The following is a 22,503-nucleotide window of genomic DNA, read 5'->3' on the forward strand; positions in this document are numbered from 1 at the left end:
TTGCAATGGACCGGCTTCAGGCCATGCAAGTGTTCACCCGGGTCGTCGACACCAACAGCTTCACGCGTGCAGCGGAAACGCTCGACATGCCGCGGGCTTCCGTCACGACCATCATTCAGAATCTCGAGGCGTTTCTCGGCGTGCGGCTGATGCATCGCACGACGCGGCGTCTGTCGTTGACGCCCGACGGCGCTGCGTACTATGAACGCTGCGTGCGGATTCTCGCGGACGTCGAGGAAACCGAAGCAAGTTTCCAGAGCGGCAACAAGAAGCCGCACGGCAAGTTGCGCATCGACATGCCGGGCTCGATCGGCAAGCTGATCGTGATTCCGTCGTTGTGCGAATTCCATACGCGCTACCCGGATATCGATCTGCAGCTTGGGTTGACCGATCGTCCTGTGGATCTATTGCAGGAAGGGGTCGACTGCGTGGTGCGGGTCGGCGCGTTGCAGGATTCGTCGCTGGTCGCGCGGCGCATTGGTTTGTTCGAAGGCGTGACGTGCGCGGCACCGGAATACCTCGAACGCTTTGGCATGCCGCAGACGCTCGAGGATCTGGATCAGCACAAGGCCGTCAATTATTTTTCGAGTCGGACCGGTCGCGTGCTCGACTGGGCGTTCCTTGTCGACGGCAAGGAAATCGAGGTGAAGATGAAGGGGATCGTGTCGGTGAACGACGCGGATGCCTACGTCACGTGTGGAATCGAGGCTTTTGGGTTGATTCAGCCGGCGCGGTTCATGGTGTTGCCGCAGTTGCAGTCGGGGAAGCTGGTTGAGGTGCTGCCGCACTTGAAGCCGTTGCCGATGCCTATTTCGGCGGTTTATCCGCATAGCAAGCATCTGTCGTCGAAGGTGCGGGTGTTTGTGGACTGGATTGCTGAGCTGTTTGATCGGTGTCCGTTGTTGAGTGGGCGGGCTAGTCTTGAGAAGATGTGTACGATGAAGACGTTTGAGGAGCGGGAGTCTGCGCCTTCGCTTGATACGCCGGTTATGACGGAGTGGGTAGCGTAGGTTTTTTTCTGTTTGTTTTTTGTTTTTGCCTTGCTGGCGGCTGCGATTTGGCGCCTCGCGGCGCAGGCGTTGCCCCTGTGCGGGGCAGCACCTACTTTTCTTTGCCGCGGCAAAGAAAAGTAGGCAAAAGAAAGCCGCCGACACGAAGCTTCTCCTTTCCGTGTGTGGCCCCAGTGGCACTCGCCTAACTGGACACCACGTTCACACCGTCTGGTGGTCCGAGACGAGACCATCCCCCTCGCCGCAAACCGAAGTGACAAAGCACCCGCACATCCCGCGGCGCACTGGTGTGCGCGCGGATCGGTTTGCTTGGGAAACCATCCGGAAGAGAAGCGCAGAAACAAGACCGTACTAACCGATGGGTTATGCCCATCGGCGGCGAAGCCCGCCGGAACGAATGACTGCCTTGTCACGAAGGCGAACGCCGCGAAGACGGATCTCGTCTCGGACCACTACGCAGTGTGAACGTGGTGCCCACTTAGGCGAGTGCCACCGAGGCAGCACGCGGAAAAGACAAGGTAACGTGTCGAGCGGCTTTCTTTGCCTACTTTCTTTGCCGCGGCAAAGAAAGTAGGTGCCGCCCCGCACAGGGGCAACGCCTGCGCCGCGAGGCGCAAAATCGCAGCCGCCGGCCAAGGCAAAAGATAAGTGGTAACGCCCGCGCCGCGAGGCGCAAATCAGCACCGCCCAGCGGAAAAATAGAAAATCACACGCAAAAAAACCAACGCCTGCGGCGAACAAAAAAACCTAAAAACCCCATAAAGAACAGGGGAAAATCAAAATCGATTGTTCCATCTCCCCAACAATTCATTTCGCGATTCAGCGATTTATCAAAAGCGCTACAACCTCTAAATTTCACCCTGTCGCTACGCCGATCCCCTCGGCACTGCAATCGAATAACAGGAGTGAATCATGAAACGCCCTCTCATCGCCGGTCTGCTTCTCTCGATGCTCGCGAGCACCGGTGCCTTCGCACAAGGCGGTGGCGGCATCGGTCGCGCAGGCACCTACAACGATTATTCGTGGGCCCACACGCCCGCCACCAACACGCAGCCCGGTAAAACGCGCGCCGAAGTCCGCGCTGAACTCGTGCAAGCCTATCGCGACGGCTCACTGCCCACGCTCAGCCGCAACAGCTATCCGGACAAGAGTCTCATCGCTCGCACGCAGGCCGAACGTCTAGCGACCCAGTCGAACGACGAAGAAACGACCCGCATCGCACGCGACCAGAAGCAACCGGTCAACGATCAATAAGCAACCCGGAAACAAACCCGCGTGTCCGGCCTCCATCCGATAACCGGACACGCATCTCTCACAAGGAGCCTGTCATGAATCCGTCCGAACTCGACGATTGGTCCACCGATGCACCCGTGTGGAAGCCGTATAGAGCCCACTAAAGCGCGTCGCTAAAGAAAGCATCGGTGGCATAGCAAGATCAACGGCGCGGCACGCCGTCGCGCCATTCACTCCAGTGCGTCACGATGTCCTGCACGAGCGGATTGCCCGCACGGAACAGGTTGTCCACCGCGATCGAGAAGCCACCCTGCGCCGCGTAGTTCAGCAGATTGTCCGCACTCGTCTGGCCGTCGTACGGCCGGTCGAAGTCGGACCCCGAACGCAACACCGCAACGCGGTTCAGGTCGACACGATTGATGCTTGCCGCGCGTTTCAGCGCTTCATACGTCGCGTTGTCTTCCTGCTGCGTCGTGCAATACACACCCTGGCCGTCGGTCAGGAGCTTGGTCCAGTCGCGTGCGCGCTGGCCGATATCCGTACCCGACCACCATGTATCGCCAGCCAGCGTGTCGCACTGAATCACCTTCGGCGACTGGTTCGCGGGCGCATACGAAAACTTCGCGCGCGCGGCCTGCGCCTGCGCGTTGTCTTCGAGCGTCACGCTACGCGACAGCGCAAATGCCGCATCGGCGAGCTTCGTGTTCAGCTGGAATACTTCGGTGCGATAGTCGAGCGGCGGTTTCTGCGTCGGGCTCGTCGTGTTGATGCCGAGGTAGCCGGTGGTCCAGCCCGGCGGAATCTCGCGACCATCGAGTTCCCACTGAATGCCGAAATCGACGAGCCACTTCGCCCACGCGGCCGAACCGATCGTGCCTTGCTGCGGATCGATACCCGCAATGCCGGCCACCATGAAGTACGTATGCCGCAGATCGAAACGTGGCGAGAACGCGAGCGCCATCGTCGACGTCGCTGCATTGGCGTGACCCATGCCGGTCGTCATCACGCAGACGTCCTGCTTGTTGCAGCTGATCGTCGGGTAATCAGGCGACAGTCCCGCGACGCTAATCTTCTCCCACGGTCCGAGATGGTCGAGCCACACCTGCCCTTCCGGGGCGAACATCGAAATGATCATCACCTTGACATGACGACCGTGCGACTGGCCGTCCTGAGCAAACGCATCGCCATCGCCGGCATTCGCGGCGAGCGGCGAACTGGCCGCGCAAGCGGCCAGCAGCAACGCAGGAACAACACTGAAAGTACGAGTCAGCATAATGGGCCTTCCTTTGTTTTATGTCGCGTTGGAGGAACTGACTGGCTGTGTTGCGGGTGCAGCAGGACGCCGGCACGCGCCTCGACACTGCTGACCGCAGACGAGAAGTGAAGCGGTACAAGTATAGGTGTAGTCGCTCCATTTTCCACGTGGCAATCGGGCCACTACGAATCGCCGTGACCCCTTGCGCACAATCTCACGCGGGAACGCATTCTGCGTCATCATCGAATCTGCGTCGGCGGTCTATGCAGATCGGCTCGTCGATTCCCGCACAGAGGCTGCTGCAAACGAATTCATCGCTTTGTCCCCAGAACGCTTTAGACAGGAGCAGTACCCATGGACTACGTCAAACTCGGCCGCACGGGCCTCGATGTTTCGCGCCTGTGTCTCGGCTGCATGAGCTACGGTGCGCCCGATCGCGGCACGCATGCGTGGTCGCTCGACGAACAGCAGGCGCGCCCGTTCATCAGGCAGGCACTCGATCACGGCATCAACTTCTTCGACACCGCCAACACTTACTCGGCCGGCACGAGCGAGGAAATCGTCGGGCGTGCGCTGAAAGACATGGCACGTCGCGACGAAATCGTGCTCGCCACCAAAGTCTTCAACCGGATGTCGCCGGGCCCGAATGGTGCCGGTCTGTCGCGCAAGGCGATCTTCGCGGAAATCGACAACAGCTTGCGACGCCTCGGCACTGACTACGTCGACCTCTATCAGATTCATCGCTGGGACTACAGCACGCCGATCGAAGAAACGATGGAAGCGCTGCACGACGTCGTGAAGGCGGGTAAGGCACGTTACATCGGCGCATCGTCGATGTTTGCGTGGCAGTTCTCGAAAGCGCTGCACGTCGCTGAGCGAAACGGCTGGACCCGCTTCGTCACGATGCAGAACTACGTGAACCTGCTCTATCGCGAGGAAGAACGCGAAATGCTGCCGCTGTGCGAAAGCGAAGGCATCGGTGTGATTCCGTGGAGCCCGCTCGCGCGTGGTCGCCTGACGCGCGACTGGGACACGACGAGCGCGCGCTCGGACACCGACGAATTCGGTCGCACGCTGTACAAGCAGACGGCGGATGCGGATCGTCGTGTCGTCGAGCGGGTCGGTGAGGTTGCGGCTGCGCGCGGTGTGCCGCGCGCGCAGGTCGCGCTCGCGTGGGTGCTGCAGAAAAAGCCGGTCAGCGCGCCGATCGTCGGGGCGACGAAGCCGCAGCATCTGGACGATGCGGTGGGTGCGTTATCCCTTGCACTGACCGCCGATGAAATCGCGAAGCTCGAAGAGTTGTATGTGCCGCATGCGGTGACGGGGTTCAAGTAAGCGTCACTTGATCGGGAGCGCTGTTGCATTGAGCACGGATCGCGCTCCTGAATTGCACCACACGCAGCGTCAATCTCAGCCGAGGCTGACGCTACGTCTCTGCCACTCGTTCAGCCGCTCGCGTTGTCGAGTCATCCGGTTCGAAGCAGCCGACCGTTAGGTCTCACGGCCAGACCGCGGCATAAAATCCCAAATAGAAAACAGTGGTAGCGGCCATTAGCGCCACCACTGACATCGCCACCCGCCGGAGCGAGTATTTGCGCGCCTGTACGAAACCGACGATCGCCCATGACACCGCCGGGCCGACAAGAAAAACCACGATGGCGGCATAGCCCACCCAGGATACTGCACAGTGTTCCGTGTCCCAGCACCCGTGCCAGCGAGTCGAAACGAGAGGCCACGAAAGCCGGTCCTTCAGGCGACTTCCCATGACGAGAAACTCCAGGGAAATCAGGACGCCCGCGATCAGGAAGAGAAGCGATACTGCGGTGCGTTTCATTTGATTTCCCAGAAGAGGATCTGGCTGGATTTGCCGAGATCGGAGTACCAGAGGGACAATGCTCCGATGCGAAAACGCGCGAACGAAGTCAGCCAACCTTCGACTCCTGGTGACGTCAGCGTGTCCTTGTTCCAGAGGTCGATGTGATCGCCGGTCGTCGTGCCTTTCGAGTCCGTATCGCGTGCCCAGTAACCCGAGAAGAATATGATCCCCGTTCGCCCTTTGACCTTCTCTTGCCAGTCTGCACCGGTGACGTCAATGGGTGTCGTCAGTCCCGCTAGCGGGTGAAGCCCGAGCCAGCCCGCCATCTCGCGGGCGCGAAGTGCGGTTCTTTTCCCGTCAATGCGTATCTGGCCTGCACCGCGATATGACTGCATTTCAACACCGACGTTATGTAGCGTGAGACTCAATCGAATCGCGCATTGATTGTCAGCATACGGAGGCACCTTGCCAGTATGAGGATCAACAAAAGGATCCTCCTTGTCAGGATACGCAGCCCAAAGCTCAGCAAACGAAACGGCTCGGAGATGCACTTCCTTGATCGAGCCAGGGGTGAGGTTCGTTCTGACGACCGTTTTCCTGTTCGGCATCGTCACTTCCCACCGCGCATCGCAAGGGCTTCGTCGCCCCAGTACACATGATAATCGGCGGCGCACTCCGTGAAGATACGCGGCAAGGCTCCGGCCTCGTCCAGGTGCCCGCCAGTGGTTCGTCCGTCCGCCATCTGGATGAAGTACGGATAGCCCACCGATACACCTGCTCCGACTACCTTGACGCGCTCATCGAACAGCGGTGGCAGGCCCATTGCGCTGACCATGACTGCGTCGCCGCATTTCCCTTGCCTCGTGCCCATGTCCTCAAACCATGCCGTCGCGATTGATCCAGCAATCATGCGCGGTGGCCTTGGACATGCGCAGAGCAGGATATCGCCGTCGAGCGCGAGTTCAGTGTTGACATGGATATGTCGTCGCGGTCCTCCAGCTTTCGCGATCACACCGGTCATCTCGCAGGCGTTGCAATAACAACGCGCGCCGATCTTCACTGGCGAGCGTCCGCTAAAACTGATTGGTGCTCCGGAATACGGCTCAATGACGCCTCCAGTTTCAGGCTGATCGTCCACACTGAGATAACGCCGCATCATCGCTAGCCTCTCCGTTGTGAAAACGACATCGTAGGGTCTTAAGCCATTCACCTCGTCAATTGTTTGCAAAGATTCACAAGTGATTGCAAACCACTCGATAATAGACATTCCACACACGCAAACGGCCCGCTAAAGCGAGCCGTTTGCACAAAGTCACTACTCCGCACACCTCAACCCATCCACCCGATTCTGTGAGCGCGCTATCGCTTGCACTTACCGCCGATGAAATCGCGAAGCTTGAGAAATTGTATGTGCCGCATGCGGTGACGGGGTTTAAATAAGCGTCACGTAATCGGGGCGCTGTTGCGTCCTGTTTCCTGGCCTCGGCACGGACGTGCTACGGGGTCTCGTCTGTTTTTCAGAGGAAGCTTTTTCGGCATGCCGTTCAAAATACTTCCCCTCCGGTGCACAAATTGCCTCGTAACCAGCCGAAAATGGTGGATATCACGATCAAGTATCATGCACGATAAACAGCATCAATCGATGCTATAATTTGTGTCAACCAGAAAGGGGGTTTCCGTGCGCACTACCATTGCACTCGATGATGATTTGATCGCCAAGGCTCAAGCCTATACGGGCGTGGAAGAAAAATCGGCACTCGTGCGTGAAGCACTGAAGGCCCTGATCCAGCGTGAGGCTGCAAAGCGACTCGCCAGCCTTGGGGGAAGCCAGCCGGGCATCAAGGGAGCACCGCGTCGCCGGCAGGGCGTTAAATGATCCTCGTTGACACGTCGGTCTGGATCGATCACATCAATGCTTCTGATCACATACTGGTTGGCCTGCTTGCCGAGGAACGTGTGCTGACCCACCCGTACGTAATCGGAGAGATTTCACTCGGGAGTTTGCGCAAACGTGCGCTCGTGCTTGGTGCGCTACTGGATCTACCGAGCGCGCCAGTGGCGACACCGGAAGAGACGTTTTATCTGATCGAACGACAGCGCTTGTTCAATCGGGGGATCGGATATGTGGACACCTCACTATTAGCCTCTGCGTTTCTGCAACCTGGGGTCACCATCTGGACGCGTGACAAACGCTTAAAGAGCGTGGCTGACGAACTTGGCCTCAGTGCGGTGCTTGGCCACTAGACGGCACAAATCATCCGGCAATCAACGCCATCCCCCAACGCAAACGACCCGCCAAAGCGGGTCGTTTGCATAAAGAGCGCCATCACTCCGCGACAACTCAGTCCATCAATCTCCTACATTAGCCGCACCCACACGCGGCACATCCGGCTCAAAAAACACCCACTTAACCTGCGGAAACGCCGCCTGCAAATCCGCCTCGACGATATTGATCGCATCGACCATCGCGCGTCCGCTTGCGTAGTCGATCATCTCGGCCTGCACCGCGACCACCACGTGCTTGCCCCATTGCAGCGTGATCAGATTCATGATGCTGCGAATTTCGCTACGTGCACGCAGATGCGCTTCGATCGCGCGTCGCACTTCCGGGCTCGCCGATTCGCCGATCAGCATCGACTTCACCTCGCGCGCGACGAGCCACGCGATCACCATCAGCAGCACGCCAACGCCGACCGAACCGAGAGCGTCGTACATCGGATTGCCGGTCACCATCGTCGCGAGCACAGCGACGAACGCGATCGCGAGGCCAAAAAGCGCGGCAATATCCTCGCCTGCGACGACGAGCAGATCGGACTCGCGCGTTTCGCGAAACCATCGCCACATCGACTTGTCCGGGTGCACCTTGCGGATCTCGCGGACCGCGCCCATCAGCGAGAACGTTTCAAGCACGACCGACACACCCAGCACGATCAGCGCGACGAACGCATGCGACAGCGGCTCGTGTGCGACGAGGCGATGCACGCCCTCGTACACCGAGAACGCACCGCCGACAAAGAACAGCAGCAGCGCGACGAGCAGCGAGTAGAAATAGATCGCGCGGCCCGCGCCGAGCGGATGCAGCACGGTCGCGGGACGGCGCGCCTGCCGCAGACCGAATAGCAACAGCAACTGGTTGCCGCAATCGGCGGTGGAGTGGATCGCTTCGGCGAACATCGAGCCGGAACCGGTGAACGCTGCGGCTGCGAACTTGCAGACCGCAATGCCGAAGTTGGCGGCGAGCGCGTAGAAAATGGCTTTCGGCGATTCTTCTGTCATCGTCGGGCGGTGCGGGCGGTCGTAGAGAGAAATGCCTTTGTATCACAACCGCCCGTACGTCCATCTACGTTGTTAAGTCCGCTCCAGTACCGCCATGTCGCGCACGACGACCAGCAGCATCGACAGGCTCGCGCCACCCGACGCGCGAAGATCCGCGAGCAGCCGCTCGTAGCGTTCGAGGGCGGTTGTGCGATGAACACACCATCCGTCGACGAGCGCGTCCGGTGTGGTCGCATGTTCGTCCTGCGCGAGCGCGCTTGCAGTCAATGCGCGTTTGAGCCGCGCGAGCTCCGACAACGCCGTCGCGCGCGCGAGCAAGTCCCAATGCGTAGGCGTAGGCAGCGCGGCAGCACGTTCACTGATCCAGCCATAGTTCAACCGCGTACCGAGCGCGAAGTACACGCCCGCGACGAGTTCGAGATCGCGTCCGCTCGAGGCCGCCACTTCGGCGATATCGAGCAGCGCCGCCGAGTTCTCCCCACTCGCAACCCGCACCGCAAGTTCGCTGTCCACACCCGCATCGACGAGCTCGCATTGCCGCGCGGACAGCGCATCGAGATCGTCATGTGGCAACAGCGCAGGCCATTGGGGCGCGAGCCGTTGCGCCGCATCGCGACACCGTTCGAGCAGATCCGTCACGCCGCCGTCGCGCACCGCGCCCGACATCAACTGACGCAGGAACCACAGCGCCGAACGTTCGAGCAGGCGCGCAACTTCGACAAACATCCGTGCCTGCACGTCGTCGGGGACGCGGTTATCGAGCGCATCGATGTCGGTCCACACGCGGTCGAGATCGAACACGTCGCGCGCCATCAGACACGCGCGCACGATATCGCCCGGCTGTGCATCGGTCTCTTCCATCAACCGATGCACGAACGCGCAGCCCACTCGATTGACGAGCCCGTTCGTCAGAAACGTCGCGAGAATCTCGCGACGCAGCGGATGACGTCGCATCGGCTCCGCGAAACGCTGCCGCAACGGCTGCGGAAAATAATCGACCACCATGCCATCGACAAGCGGATCTTCCGGCAAATCCGTTTCGAGCAGCGCGTCGTACAGCCACATCTTGCTGTACGCGAGCAGCACCGCGCGCTCCGGCGTCGTCAGGCCGACCTTCGCAGCCTGACGTTCGGCGAGTTCGTCGTCGGCGGGCAGAAATTCGATCGCGCGATTCAGCCGCCCCGCACGTTCGAGCATGCGCATCAACCGCGCTTCCGAATCGAGCAGTTCGACGCTGTAACGCCCGGCAATCGACAGCGCCTGGGTCTGGTAGTAGTTGTCCTGCAGCACGAGCAGGCCCACTTCGTCGGTCATTTCGGCGAGCAGTGCATTGCGTTGCTTCGACGTCATCTCGCCGTCGGCCACGACGAGGCCGAGCAGGATCTTGATGTTGACCTCGTGATCCGAACAGTCGACGCCCGCGGAATTATCGATCGCATCGGTGTTGAGACGGCCCCCGTGCTGCGCGTACTCGATGCGCCCCAGTTGCGTCAGACCGAGATTGCCGCCCTCCGCGACCACCTTGCAGCGCAGTTCCGCGCCGTTCACACGTACCGCGTCGCTGCTACGGTCGCCGACCTGCGCATGCGTCTCGCGCGTCGCCTTCACGTAGGTGCCGATGCCGCCGTTGTACAACAGATCCACCGGCGCGAGCAGCAACGCGCGGATCAGATCGCTCGGCGCGAGCGCGGCTGCGCCGATGCCGAGCACTGCCTGCATCGCAGGAGACACGGGGATCGTCTTCGCGCTGCGCGGAAATACGCCGCCGCCCGCTGAAATCAGCGCGGGGTCGTAGTCGGCCCAGCTCGAACGCTCGAGTGCAAACAAACGGCTGCGTTCGGCGAAGCTCGCGGCCGCATCGGGATTTGGGTCGAGGAAAATGTGGCGATGATCGAATGCCGCGACCAGTCGAATGTGCGGCGACAGCAGCATGCCGTTGCCGAACACATCGCCCGACATATCGCCGATGCCGACCACCGTGAAGTCGGTGGTCTGCGTATCGACGCCCATCTCGCGGAAGTGCCGCTTCACCGATTCCCACGCACCGCGCGCGGTGATCGCCATCTTCTTGTGGTCGTAGCCGACCGAACCGCCCGACGCGAATGCATCGTCGAGCCAGAAGCCGTAGTGCTGCGAGATCGCGTTCGCGTAGTCGGAGAACGTCGCGGTGCCCTTGTCGGCGGCAACGACGAGGTACGGGTCGTCAGGATCGAGACGCACGACGTCCGTGGGCGGCACGATCGCGCCGGCCACGCGATTGTCAGTCAGATCGAGCAGGCCGCGCAGGAACGTCTGATAGCACGCTATCCCTTCGCGCATCCACGCTTCGCGATCGCCGGGCGGCGGCGGGTTCTTCACGACGAAACCGCCCTTCGATCCGACCGGCACGATCACGACATTCTTCACCATCTGCGCTTTCATCAGCCCGAGCACTTCCGTGCGGAAATCCTCGCGCCGGTCCGACCATCTCAGGCCACCGCGCGCAACGCGTCCGCCGCGCAGATGCACGCCCTCGACACGCGGCGAATACACCCAGATCTCGAACATCGGTTTCGGCTCGGGTAAACCGGGCACTTTCGACGGATCGAACTTGAACGACAGATACGGTTTCGGCTTTCCTTCGCTGTCGCGCTGGTAGTAATTCGTGCGCTGCGTCGCGCCAATGACGCCGAGGAATTGCCGCAGGATGCGGTCTTCGTCGAGATTCGGCACCTTGTCGAGCGCGCTTTCGATGCCCTTCTGCAGCTGCGCAGTGTGGGCGTCGCGCTTGTCGGGCGCATCCGCATTAGCCGGATCGAAGCGTGCGACGAACAGATCGACGAAGCCACGCGCAATCGCAGGATTGCCGGTCAGCGCGCGCTCGATGTACGCGTCGCTGAACGTCGAGCCCACTTGCCGCAGGTACTTCGCATACGCGCGCAGAATCGTCACTTCGCGTGCGCCGAGATGCGCGCGCAGCACCAGCCGGTTGAAGTCGTCGTTCTCGATCTCGCCGGTCCACACCTGCTCGAATGCATTCTCGAACAGATCTTTCACGCGCTCGATGTCGAACTCCGCATCGTCGGCGAGTTCGAGTCCAAAGTCGTGAATCCATGCGGGCTTCGCACCAGGCGCTTCGATCAGATACGGCCGCTCTTCATCGACGCGCACGCCGAGATGCTCGAGCATCGGCAGGCTGCGCGACAACGCAATGGGTTGCCCCGTGCGATACACCTTGAAGCGAAACGCACGCGGTCCCGATTCGATCGGCCGGTATAGATTCATCGCGAGCCGTTCGCTGTCCTGCACGCGTTCGATCAGTTCGATGTCGCGCACCGCCGTGCGCGCCGGATAATCGTCGCGATAGCCGGCAGGAAACGAATCGGCGTAGCGTTGCAGCAGCCGGTTGCCCTGCTCTTCGCCGGACGCATCGAGCAGCGCATCGGCAAGATCGTCCTGCCAGCGGCGGGTGACCTGCACGAGCCGTGTTTCGAGTTCGCGCGTGTCGACCTCGGGCATCGTGCCCGACTGCGCATGCACGACGAAATGAATCCGCGCGAGCGTCGACTCGGAAAGCAGCGGCGTGAACTCGACGGTTGCGCCGTTGAACGTGTCGGTAAGCAGCGTGGCGATGCGTCGACGGAGATCGGTGTTGTACTTGTCGCGCGCGACAAACACGAGGCACGACACGTAACGGTCGAAGCGATCGCGTCGCACGAAGATGCGCGTGCGCTGATGCTCCTGCAACCGCAGCACGCCGAGCGCGACGTCGTAGAGTTCGTCTTCGTCGGCCTGGAACAGCTCGTCGCGCGGCCAGGTTTCGAGCACCGTCACGAGCGATTTGCCGAGATGCCCCTTCGGCAGAAAACCCGCACGCTTCACGATGTTCGCGCACTTGCGCCGCACGATCGGAATCTCCGCGCTCGACACCATGTACACCGTCGACGTGTACAGGCCGATAAAACGCCGCTCGCCGCGCACGTTGCCGTCCTTATCCGTGAGCTTCACGCCGACGTAATCGAGGTAGCCCGGACGGTGCACGGTCGCGCGCGAGTTCGCCTTGGTCAGGAAGATCGGCGATGCGCCGCGAATGATTTCGGCGGCGGCCGGCGGCAGCGGTGTGATTTCGGCGGCGCCGGGCTCGCGCAGCGCTTCGCGCAGGATGCCCAGGCCCGAGCCCGGCACACCGCGTAGACCGAGTCCGTCGCCGTGCGCGACGAGTTCGTAGTCGCGCTGACCGAGGAACGTGAAGTGATCGGCGACCATCCATTCGACGAACGCGCGCGCTTCGGCACCTTCTGCACCGGTTTCGCGGGCCTTCATCTCCTTGATCGTCGCGCGCGCGATATCGACGATTTTCGGCCAGTCCTCGACGCCCGCGCGAACGTCGCCGAGCACGCGCGCGATGCCGTCGGTCAACGCCTTCAGGCGTGCCGCGTCGCCGCAGCGATCCACTTCGAAATGTATGAACGACGTCAGATGCGACTGCGTGTCGCCGGCTTCCTCGCCGCCCTGCGCAGCCCGCGCAATCGTGCCGTCGGCGTTGCGCCAGATCCGGAACACCGGATGCACGACCGAATGCAGCGCGAGCCCAAGACCGTTCACCGCCATCGAGACCGAGTCGACGAGAAACGGCATGTCGTCGTTGACGATCTCGATCACCGTGTGATCGGAATGCCAACCGTGCTGTTCGAGAATCGGGTTGTACACGCGCAGGCGCTCGGCGCCGGGCGTGAAACGCTGCGCGGTCTGCCAGTGCGCCATCGCGGCGCCGTACAGATCGGCGATCGCGCGACTGTGCAGATCGTCGGCATCGACGAAATCGTAGTAATGCCGCAGGAAAGGCTCGACGACTTCGAACGCGGGCTCGGGCAAGCGGCCGCGCGCGAACTCGACGATGTCGTTGAACAGATGAGCGACGGCCTCTTCGTTTTTCGCTTGCATGACGTCCTCCACAGCGGGCGACTATCGATTGCATCGGATTGCATCGTCTGGATGGGCATTATGCGCCCGGCTCGCGGAAAAGCGATGTGCGGATGCACATAGCGGACCCGTTGCGCACCGTGCGACATGCCGAAGCGTCGCGCGGCGAAAGATGCCTGAAAACATGCTGTGTTCTGTTATGCAGCGATCACAGCCGACCGTTCGCCTGCTTGGCGGCCCTTATATGCCGCGATAGTCTTTGAACGTCGCTTCGAGACTGTTTTGCACACCTCGACGCGACGTTCGACATTCCGATCTTCGTAGCGACACATCCAGCGAAACACGACCGCGCGATGCGGGCATTCGATGCCGTCAATGCCACTCCGCGACGATGGTTCGCAACGCCAGGCCAGGCACCCATCGATCCCGCCGGTACACGGCACGTCTCACGATCAACCGCTCAGGCCAGGCATCCGTGTCCGCGTATTGTCGCGGGCATTTTCGTACCGGGGTGGACCTGCAGGCCTCGTCATGGAGAACCCCATGAAGCGCGTGCCATTTCGCTGCGTTCGAACATTGGGCTATACCGCGGTGCTGCTGCTCAACGCGGAAGCGTTCGCGCAGTCGCTCGAAGATCAGACTCCGCAGGAAAACGTCGCGACGTTGCGTCAGGAACTCGACCGGCGTGTGCAGGAACTCGACGCGCTGAAACGCAGGCTCGCCGATCAGGAAGCGGGCCTTGCGCGCTTGAGTCGTGTGCTGGACAGCGGCACGCTCGCGACGATGCGGGGTGCCGGTGAAGGCGAGCCGTCAGGCAACGCCCCTGCTGCTGCGAATGGCAGTACACAGACGCAAGCCCCAGCGCCTGCCGTCGCGCAGAATGCGCAGCAGTCCGCGCAACCATCGCAGCCCGTCGGCCAGGCGCCGGTACCCGACACGGCTCCGCCTCAGGTCGCGCCGATCTTCGATCAGCCCGGCGTGCTCACGCCGCGCAACAAGTTCGTGCTGGAGCCGTCGTTCCAGTTCAGCTATTCGTCGACGGATCGTGTTGCGCTGGTCGGCTATACCGTGATCCCTGCATTGTTGATCGGGCTCGTCGACGTGCGCGAGGTCAAGACGACGACGCTCACCGGCGGCGTCGCGCTGCGTTACGGGATCACGAACCGGATGGAAGTGGAAGTGCGCGTGCCGTACGTCTATTCGACCAACGATACCGTGAGCCGCGAAATTTTCACAGGCACGGCGCAGGACAATGTGTTCAGCAGCAACGGCCGCGGCATCGGCGACGTCGAGATGACGCTGCGTTATCAACTGAACGAAGGCGGCCCCGACAAGTTCTATTACATCGGCTGGTTGCGTTTCAAAACGGCGACCGGCAAGAGTCCGTTCGATGTCGTCACCGATTGCGTAACGCGCTGCATCGGCAATACGACGGGCACCGGTCTGCCGCTCGAACAACCGACCGGCTCCGGTTTCTATGCGGTGCAGCCGGGTCTCACATGGCTGTTTCCGAGCGACCCGGTCGTGTTCTTCGGTAATGTCAGCTATCTGCACAGCTTCGCGCGCAGCAATCTGAGCCTGACGATTCTCGATGGAGAAAAGGACTTCGTCGGCCGCGTGCAGCCTGGCGACATCTGGGGGTTCAATGTCGGCATGGGACTCGCGCTCAACGAGAAAGCATCGGTCAGTCTCGGTTACGACCAGAGCATCGTGCTGCCGACCAAACAGAACGGCGAGACCGTACCCGGCTCGGTGCGCGTGATTCTCGGGACGCTGCTGCTCGGTTACTCGTACCGGCTGTCGCCCAAGACCACGCTCAACTTCACGATCGGCGCGGGGCTTACACGCGATACGCCGGATCTGACGTTGACGGTGCGGGTGCCGATTTCGTTCTGATGTTCTTCCGACGCTGCGACGTGCGTGGCTACGTCGCAGCTAGTTCGGCCTGCGCAGCTAATGCGGATGCACCGCGCTCGCAAGCGCGCCCGTCAGCGTCGACATCACGTTCATCCCCTTGAACAGCGACAGCGAATTCACCGACGTGTCGATCGTCGTCATCGCCTGGATCTGCTGGTTGCTCAGCGAGTTCTGCAACACCGAGCCTGTCAGTGCGGGTAACGCACCCGCCTGCACGACGTTGCCGTGTCCGACCTGAACCAGTGCGCCCGCGTTCGCAGCGATCAATGCCTGTGCCTGCTGTGCGGTGATCGCGCTGACGTCGGGGATGTTCACGCTGGTCGTCGTGACGAGGTTGCCGTTCACATACGCGACACGCGAAATGCCGAACGACACCTTGAGTCCCGACGGCATGTCGAAACCGCCGCGCATCGCATCGAGACGGTCTTCGCTGAGCGCGATGGTGGTGGTGCGGGAGGGCCAGCGGGGGTCGTCGGGAGTGTGTGCGACTTGTGGCTGCTCGACGCGTGACTCCGCCTCGCTGGGTACTGCCGTCATCGCCGGCGGCAGCTCTCTCGCCGAACGCTCGACGTTGCGAGCATCACCGCTCGCAGCGGTCGCCAAGTCCTGCGCGCCCGGTACATCATGCATCGCGACAACCTCACCCGTCGCCACATCCGGCGCATCATTCCCAGCCGCGCCCGTGACGAGCGACACCGTCGCGCCGCACATCGCGGCAGCAACACAGGCCAGCGTTCGCATTGCGGTTTTCATGGCCGTTCCCGAAACTTCCAGAAATCAAAACTCGATCAAAAATCGCCCGGACCGAGCTTCGGTATCGTGACGTTATAAAGACTGTCGCGACTGATGCCCGTGTACAGCGGCGCGGCGGGCGCAACGCGCCAGTCGCGTGGATCGTTGAACAGCGCCTGCCCGGGTTTGTTGTGAATCACGAAGAAGACGTGGTCCTCCCACTTCTCCTCGAAACTCGATAGCGGAATCGGCCGCGTGCCGGTCGCCGGATCGCCGATGAGCACACGCCCGTTGCGCAGTCCCTTGACGACGACGAAGTGGTGATAACCATGCTCGGTGATCAGCACGATCGCGGGCGTGTTCGTCTCCGCGAGTTTTTGCAGCGGCAGCTCGTAACCGTCCGCGACGAAACCGTGTTCGTCGAGAAAGCGCCGGATGTCAAGCAGCGAGAAACCCTGCTGACGGATCTTCGCCTGATCGCCGTGCTCGTACATCTGCGCGAACGCGGTCTGCTCGCTGACCGGATAGTTGTACTGGTAAGTCAGCAACGTCGCCAGCGCCGCCGACCCGCAACTGAAATCGTATTGCTGCTTGATGGTCCGCTTGAAGCGCGCTTCCTTCAGACTCGTCACGTGCATCGTGTAGCCCGCGCCCGCCGCATCGACGACGTCGATCTGATCGGCGCGCACGACGCCTGCGAGCAGCCCGCACGTAAGCGCTGAAAACACCAGCAGTACCGCACGCGGATTCATCGCTCAGTTCCCGAAGCGGACGTTGAGGATCGTCGCGTTCTGGATCAGCACGTTCGCGCCGGAGTTCTGGATCACCGTCGGCAGGCCGCTCGAATTCGCGAACGAGCCCTGCGTGATCGCGTTCGAACCCGTCGATACGTTCTTCGCGCTGTTGTCCGACACGGCGCCGGTGAGCGTCATGTTGCTGATCGTCTGATCGCCGCCGCGATGCTGGTCCAGTTGCTCGGCGGTCATCGCGACGCCGAAGCTGGAGTCGGATGATGTTGGTGGTGCGCTCTGCTGCTGTGTAATCGACCCGGCCGGCGCGCGTGCGTCGGGCGTCGTAGCCGCTGCGTCGGTGACAGGCGGCGTCGAAGGCACGACGTCCGCAACCGGTGCAGGAGACGCCGACGATGGCGACGCAGACACCTCGGTCGCACAGACGTCGACCGTAAGCGCGACCCATCCTATCGCGACCGGAACCACGCAACCCAGCCACCCCGGCCACCGCACTGCACGCGTGAACGCTTGCATGATTGTCTCCTTGCCCGCCCGAGCCGATGGCTCGCAACGGGTGCTACCCTGCGATTCGTCTCGCCTCGTGCGAGAGCGGGTCTGCTATCCGGTGGTGGGCAGTGCATCGCAGGCACACAGCCTCGCGACGCACCGCCTTCTGCCGATACCGCTGATGGTTTGGCCGAACGGTTTAATGTCCCACGGTCAGATTCGCCTGCACGGTGACCGCCTGCTGCACCATCGACGCAAGACCGCTGTTCTGGTTCGCGACCATGATGCCCGCCGCCGATTGCCCGACGCTCGCCATGCTGTTGGACATGTTGAACGTGCCGGCATCGACCGCATTGGCTCCGCCTGCGCCACCCGCACCGCCCGTTGCGCCGTTGCCGACGCCGCCGGTACCTACGCCACCCGTGCCGCCGGCCGCACCCGCCGCACCGACTGCTCCGTTGCCTGCGGTCGCGCTGCCGTTGCTCGCCATCGTCGACGAGCTGCCGTTGGTCGCCTGACCGCCGGTGCCGGTGCCGCCTGCGCCGCCCGCACCGCCTGCGCCGGCCATGCTGGTTGCCGCACCGCCTGCACCGCCCGTGCCGGAACCCGCGCCGCCCGTTCCCGAGCCTGCGCCGCCCGACGCCGTCGCCGTGCCTGCCGAGCCTGCGCCACCGGTGCCGGTCGCGGTGCCTGAGCCGGTTCCGGTGCCGGTGCCTGCGCCCGTGCTCGCCGTGGCCGTGCCGCCGCCACCGCCGGTACGCGATCTGCCGTCACCCGACGTGCCGCTGCCGCCGCCGAGGCCCGCTGCCAGACCGCCGCCGCTGCCCCCAGCTGCGCCGCTGCCGGCGAGCGCACTGCCGCCCGTGCCGCCTCCGGTGCCGCCACTGCCGTGGCCCGTGCCGCCCTGCGTGCCGCCCGCGTGCGCGGTGCCGCCAGCTGCGCCGCGTCCGCCTGCGCCGCCGGTGCCGTCGCCGGCCGTCGCACCACCGTTACTCGCGTAGCCCGCCGACGCGCTGCCGTTGGTCGCGTCGCCACCGCTGCCGCCCGCACCGCCGTTGCCGCCTTTGCCACCATTGCCGCCGGAACCTGCGCCGCCATAACCCGCGCCGCCCTTACCACCCTTGCCGCCGTTCGCATTGCCCCAGTTGCCCGCCTGGTTGCCGATGCCATAGACGCTGACGTTGCTCACGTAGCCATCCAGCTTGCTGAGCGCAACGACCTTGGTGTTGTTGAAGGAGTCTTGATAGACCTGTGCACCGGAAGTGATTTCATTGGCGTTGGCGCCGGTGGTGCTGGTCTGGGTGGATGTCGCTGCATTGCTGAGGGTGTTCGCGCCGGTGGTGGACTTCTGGGTACAGGACGCGTCCGAGTTATCGCTGCATGGATTTGCCATCGCGTAGCCGCTGAGGCCGAGGGCAACGGCCGCAGCGGACGCCATTAAAGTCTTTCGCATGGTTTCCTCCTGATGTGGTGGGACGGCTTGGCCGACTGCGCCAATCCGCGGCACCACGACGCATAGAAGGTGCCATGCGTGTAATCCACTGAAAGGGAAAGGGTCTGCGGAATGTGGGCGGGAGGCTTTCCCATTTAATGCATCTGAATACGCATTTATGTTTCTTGTTTGAAACGCACTAAATACGCGTTATGCGAATTTCAGACGATTATTTCAGATATACAATTATTTTAATTCATGGATTTACGTTCTATTTTTCTAGTAAATTCGCATGAATATAAAGTGTTTCTGTTTTGCTTCATTCCGGCATCGCTTCTGGCCCGCTTAATGTCATTGCTGGGTGCCGCGCACCTGCTGCTTCTTTCAAAACCTTACCGGCGCGGGCCTATGGCATAGGGCTGCCAGCTTTCACCATGTTTTATGGAGTGTTGAAAAACGTATCTTTTACGATCTATCTACCCACAAGGTCAAAATTTCCTCAATCCCGACTTCACGAATTGCGTAATTCATATCATTGATTATTGTCGGAGCATTTAAAACGATTTCATCAAATTCGCATTCCGCCAATTACCCTAAACCAGGAATCAGACGAAACAATTTAATACAAATATAGCAGACTCAAGTCAATGCAATTGTTAATTCGCGCACGATAATTGCGTTGTTTTTATTCGAGCCTGTTCACCGGCAATGCGCCGGCAGATTGCTTCAGCCACGACGTCACCGCGCGCACAACCCATTCGGCGTCGTCGTGCGGCAGATCGTGTCCCGCCCAGGGATGACGAATGTGCGGTGCGTCCCACGCCGTTGCGAGCTTCGCGGAACACACGGGGTTCACGAGCTGATCCGCATCCGACGACAACACCAGCGTCGGACAGCCCGGCGGCGTTGCCGATGCACTGAAGCGCGCGGCTGCCCACAGCTGACTCAACGCATTGATCCGCGAAACGGGTGCGTGTTCGCGGATCGCGATCCACTCGGCGAGATCGCGTGCCCACGTATCGTGGCGATTGCATGTCAGCCGATGAATCGCTTCTTCCGCTGCAGGCGCATTGCGCCACTGCAGCGCGACGTGCAGCAATGTCGGCCACGCACGCGGACGCAGACGCTCTGTGACACGACTGAACGGCCGCATGCTCGTATTGATCAACACGAGCCGTTCGATCTCGCGCGGATACTGCTGCGCCCATGCAGTCGCGACCATCCCGCCGAGCGACATCGCGAACAGCCGGTACGGTCCGGGCGCACCGCTTTGCAACGCGGCGAGACGCACGAAGCCGACAGTCCTCGCGACATCCGCAGGCGAGCGCAGTTGCGCGAACACGCCGTTGCCGGGCAGATCGATACGCAGTACCTCACCGACGCCCGCGGTGTCGCGCAGTAACGCGGGCAGCGGCCCCCAGTGCCGCACTTCACGAGTAAGACCGCGCAGCAGAATCCACGTGCTCATGTACCGGCCTTGCGATACCAATGCTCGATCGCGCGCTGCTGCAATTGCTGCCGGCGCGGCCCTTCCGGCAACCAGCGTTGCCACGCGAACGCGGCGCGCGTCAGGAAGTCGAGCAGGTTCGCGTGACGCCGCAGCACGCGCGCGGTGCGATGCGCCTTCAACGGATTGAACATGCCCTGACGCGAAAAAAGCTGCCGGGGGTTCTTCTTGATCCACACCCACGAACCGAGCTCGAGCGTCATCGGCAGGAATACGTTTTGTGCGGGCGCGCGATCGTACGCACAGTCCCATAGATCGCCATGCAGCAGGTATTGATGGCTTTGCGGCTCGAACATATAGCCGTGATGTGGATGCGCGCGCTCGAACATCGTCTTCAGCGCGAACATTTCCGGCAGATGTGACATCGCGCGGCGCGTGCGCGCATACGGAAACCAGATACTGTCGCTCCAGCCGTAACCCGAATGGCAATCGATCGCGAGACTCAGCGGCCGCGACGCGAGATCGTGTTTGACCACGTCGAGCAGCGCGGCGGCTTCGCATTCCATCGGCGCACCGCGCGGCCCGCGATACCACGGCAACCACGCACCGAGCCGTTGACCGCCCGCGAGCAGCGGCACACGCGCATCGGCATCCTGCGGCGCATTGCGCATCAGGTCGACGCCGTTCGGATTCGCGCGGGTCGCGGCCCACATGCCGCCCGGATTGACGATCGGCATGAAGATCAGACGAACGGATTGCAGCTGGCGTACCAGCAGTTCGTCCCATTCGAGTCGCGCGAGCAGCGCACGCATGTAATCGAGCACGAGTTGCGAGCCGATCCGTTCCAGCCCGTGAATGCCGCCGAAAAAACCGATCGCGGGCGCCTGCGGATCGGTCGAACCGATGCTCGCCGTGTGCACTGCGAAGGTCCGTCCATGCACCTTCGTTTCGCACGCCGTTTCGATTTCGAAGATCGCGCTGCCGTCGTCGAGTATCGACTTCAGATCTTCGTACTCCGCAAAACTGTCGGGAAGAAAACTGAGCGCCTGCATGCCTGTGTCGTATGCGAAGTACGAGGTTTTTGGGGACGGCTCATGCTGATATGCGCAATATAGCCCCTACGCGACGAACAATACATGACATGTCATGGGAGACGCTGTCACGCGAGCGTCACAGTGACATTCGCATGACGCGTTTAAAGATATAGTCGTCTAGACGTCGCGATGCCTTCACTCAACGGTCATAGTCGCTTCCTAGAATGTGCCGCAACGCCAACGGATCGTCCTGGCGCGATGGAGAGGTACGTCATGGAAGCAATCCGCATCGAGCGTCTGTCGAAGACGTTCAACAACGGCCGCAAAGCACTCGACGAAATCGATCTGCGCGTCGAGCCCGGCGAAATGGTCGCGCTGATCGGCGCATCGGGTTCCGGAAAATCGACGCTGCTGCGGCATATCGCCGGCTTCACCGTCGCGGACCCGCAGCCGTCGCGCATCGAGATTCTCGGTCGGCCTATTCAACAGGATGGCCGTCTCGTGCGCGAGGTGCGTAGCATTCGCCGCGATATCAGCTTCGTGTTCCAGCAGTTCAATCTCGTGAACCGGCTGACGGTGCAGACCAACGTGCTGATCGGCGCGCTCGCGCGGCTGCCGTTCTGGCGTCGTATCACCGGGATTTTTCCGCGCGGCGAACGCGAACTCGCGATGACCGCGCTCGCCGAAGTCGGCATCGATGGACACGCGGCCGAACGCGCGGCGAACCTGTCGGGCGGTCAGCAACAGCGTGCGGCGCTGGCACGCGCACTCGTGCAGCGCGCACGCATCATCCTCGCCGACGAACCGATTGCATCGCTCGATCCCGAGTCGTCGCGCCGCGTGATGGACATGCTGCGCGCGCTCAATACGAACCATCAATTGACCGTACTGGTTTCGCTGCATCAGGTGGACATCGCGATGCAGTACTGCGCGCGCACCGTTGCGCTGCGGCAGGGCAAGGTCGTGTACGACGGACCGTCCGCCGCGCTGACGCCTGCGCTGCTGCGCGAGCTGTACGGCAGTGCCGCTCGTGAACTGCTCGAAGGAAGCACGGCCACCACGGGCGAAGCGAGCGACGTCGTCGGCAGCATTCCGGCAACGCCTCCCTCTCAAGACGCACCGTCGCACACCACACCCTCACCGTATGCGTTCGCGCATTCGGTCTGAACGCTCACCGCTCACGCTTTCTTATCCGCATCACCACAGGACTT

19 protein-coding genes are annotated in these 22,503 nt (G+C 61.8%); 7 read left to right on the forward strand and 12 right to left on the reverse strand.

Going from position 1 to position 22,503, the window contains the following annotated elements:
- The first annotated feature begins 5 nt into the window (after positions 1 to 5).
- Complete coding sequence (locus tag E1748_RS04980) at positions 6 to 1,010, forward strand: LysR family transcriptional regulator (RefSeq protein WP_133646025.1); 1,005 nt, start codon at positions 6 to 8, stop codon at positions 1,008 to 1,010.
- A 912-nt stretch (positions 1,011 to 1,922) separates the two neighbouring features.
- On the forward strand, positions 1,923 to 2,264 hold the full coding sequence (locus E1748_RS04985; protein ID WP_133646026.1) for a DUF4148 domain-containing protein: 342 nt from the start codon (positions 1,923 to 1,925) through the stop codon (positions 2,262 to 2,264).
- Positions 2,265 to 2,445: 181 nt separating this feature from the next.
- Here the strand turns inward: E1748_RS04985 and E1748_RS04990 are convergent, their stop codons facing one another.
- The gene (locus E1748_RS04990; protein ID WP_133646027.1) at positions 2,446 to 3,516 is read right to left on the reverse strand and encodes a purine-nucleoside phosphorylase; all 1,071 of its coding nucleotides are present in this window, start codon (positions 3,514 to 3,516) and stop codon (positions 2,446 to 2,448) included.
- A gap of 336 nt (positions 3,517 to 3,852) precedes the next feature.
- Here E1748_RS04990 and E1748_RS04995 point away from each other — a divergent pair, with 336 nt between their 5' ends.
- Positions 3,853 to 4,833: an aldo/keto reductase gene (locus tag E1748_RS04995; protein WP_133646028.1), complete on the forward strand. Its 981-nt coding sequence runs from the start codon at positions 3,853 to 3,855 to the stop codon at positions 4,831 to 4,833.
- A gap of 163 nt (positions 4,834 to 4,996) precedes the next feature.
- Here E1748_RS04995 and E1748_RS05000 read toward each other — a convergent pair whose 3' ends face one another.
- From E1748_RS05000 to E1748_RS05010, 3 genes are read right to left on the reverse strand one after another with little or no spacing between them, the layout of a single operon-like run.
- Entirely contained in the window at positions 4,997 to 5,332 is a 336-nt protein-coding gene (locus tag E1748_RS05000) for a hypothetical protein (protein ID WP_133646029.1), read from the reverse strand.
- Entirely contained in the window at positions 5,329 to 5,922 is a 594-nt protein-coding gene (locus E1748_RS05005; protein WP_133646030.1) for a type VI secretion system amidase effector protein Tae4, read from the reverse strand. The genes E1748_RS05000 and E1748_RS05005 overlap by 4 nt, the downstream gene beginning before the upstream one ends.
- Positions 5,923 to 5,924: 2 nt before the next feature.
- Complete coding sequence (locus tag E1748_RS05010; RefSeq protein WP_133646031.1) at positions 5,925 to 6,581, reverse strand: PAAR domain-containing protein; 657 nt, start codon at positions 6,579 to 6,581, stop codon at positions 5,925 to 5,927.
- A gap of 411 nt (positions 6,582 to 6,992) precedes the next feature.
- On the opposite strand from E1748_RS05010, the gene E1748_RS05015 reads away from it, so the two are divergent.
- Positions 6,993 to 7,190 carry a type II toxin-antitoxin system VapB family antitoxin gene (locus tag E1748_RS05015; RefSeq protein ID WP_133646032.1) on the forward strand — a complete coding sequence of 66 codons (198 nt, stop codon included), beginning with the start codon at positions 6,993 to 6,995 and terminating at the stop codon, positions 7,188 to 7,190.
- Positions 7,187 to 7,558, forward strand: coding sequence for a type II toxin-antitoxin system VapC family toxin (locus tag E1748_RS05020; RefSeq protein WP_133646033.1), 372 nt, complete (start codon positions 7,187 to 7,189; stop codon positions 7,556 to 7,558). The genes E1748_RS05015 and E1748_RS05020 overlap by 4 nt, the downstream gene beginning before the upstream one ends.
- A 105-nt stretch (positions 7,559 to 7,663) precedes the next feature.
- Here E1748_RS05020 and E1748_RS05025 read toward each other — a convergent pair whose 3' ends face one another.
- Both E1748_RS05025 and E1748_RS05030 read right to left on the reverse strand, forming a co-directional pair.
- A complete protein-coding gene (locus E1748_RS05025) occupies positions 7,664 to 8,590 on the reverse strand; it encodes a cation diffusion facilitator family transporter (RefSeq protein ID WP_133646034.1) in 927 nt (308 codons plus the stop codon).
- Between the two features lie 72 nt (positions 8,591 to 8,662).
- Positions 8,663 to 13,513, reverse strand: coding sequence for an NAD-glutamate dehydrogenase (locus E1748_RS05030; protein WP_133646035.1), 4,851 nt, complete (start codon positions 13,511 to 13,513; stop codon positions 8,663 to 8,665).
- Between the two features lie 522 nt (positions 13,514 to 14,035).
- On the opposite strand from E1748_RS05030, the gene E1748_RS05035 reads away from it, so the two are divergent.
- Positions 14,036 to 15,388 (forward strand): coiled-coil domain-containing protein, encoded by a 1,353-nt coding sequence (locus tag E1748_RS05035; RefSeq protein ID WP_133646036.1) that lies wholly within the window; start codon positions 14,036 to 14,038, stop codon positions 15,386 to 15,388.
- A gap of 57 nt (positions 15,389 to 15,445) precedes the next feature.
- On the opposite strand, the gene E1748_RS05040 is transcribed toward E1748_RS05035, so the two are convergent.
- From E1748_RS05040 to E1748_RS05065, 6 genes are all read right to left on the reverse strand, one after another.
- A complete protein-coding gene (locus E1748_RS05040) occupies positions 15,446 to 16,162 on the reverse strand; it encodes a hypothetical protein (protein ID WP_133646037.1) in 717 nt (238 codons plus the stop codon).
- 35 nt (positions 16,163 to 16,197) lie between these two features.
- A complete protein-coding gene (locus tag E1748_RS05045; RefSeq protein ID WP_133646038.1) occupies positions 16,198 to 16,893 on the reverse strand; it encodes a C39 family peptidase in 696 nt (231 codons plus the stop codon).
- A gap of 3 nt (positions 16,894 to 16,896) precedes the next feature.
- A complete protein-coding gene (locus E1748_RS05050; protein WP_240766327.1) occupies positions 16,897 to 17,406 on the reverse strand; it encodes a hypothetical protein in 510 nt (169 codons plus the stop codon).
- 172 nt (positions 17,407 to 17,578) lie between these two features.
- Positions 17,579 to 18,832 carry a hypothetical protein gene (locus E1748_RS05055; protein ID WP_133646039.1) on the reverse strand — a complete coding sequence of 418 codons (1,254 nt, stop codon included), beginning with the start codon at positions 18,830 to 18,832 and terminating at the stop codon, positions 17,579 to 17,581.
- Positions 18,833 to 19,496: 664 nt separating this feature from the next.
- The gene (locus tag E1748_RS05060; RefSeq protein ID WP_133646040.1) at positions 19,497 to 20,279 is read right to left on the reverse strand and encodes an alpha/beta fold hydrolase; all 783 of its coding nucleotides are present in this window, start codon (positions 20,277 to 20,279) and stop codon (positions 19,497 to 19,499) included.
- A complete protein-coding gene (locus E1748_RS05065) occupies positions 20,276 to 21,310 on the reverse strand; it encodes a M14 family zinc carboxypeptidase (RefSeq protein WP_133646041.1) in 1,035 nt (344 codons plus the stop codon). The genes E1748_RS05060 and E1748_RS05065 overlap by 4 nt, the downstream gene beginning before the upstream one ends.
- 255 nt (positions 21,311 to 21,565) lie before the next feature.
- Between E1748_RS05065 and phnC the strand changes: the two genes are divergently transcribed.
- Positions 21,566 to 22,459 (forward strand): phosphonate ABC transporter ATP-binding protein, encoded by an 894-nt coding sequence (phnC, locus tag E1748_RS05070; protein ID WP_133646042.1) that lies wholly within the window; start codon positions 21,566 to 21,568, stop codon positions 22,457 to 22,459.
- Positions 22,460 to 22,503 lie beyond the last annotated feature (44 nt).

Source organism: Paraburkholderia flava (genome assembly GCF_004359985.1).
In the GTDB taxonomy this organism is placed as follows: Bacteria; Pseudomonadota; Gammaproteobacteria; order Burkholderiales; family Burkholderiaceae; genus Paraburkholderia; species Paraburkholderia flava.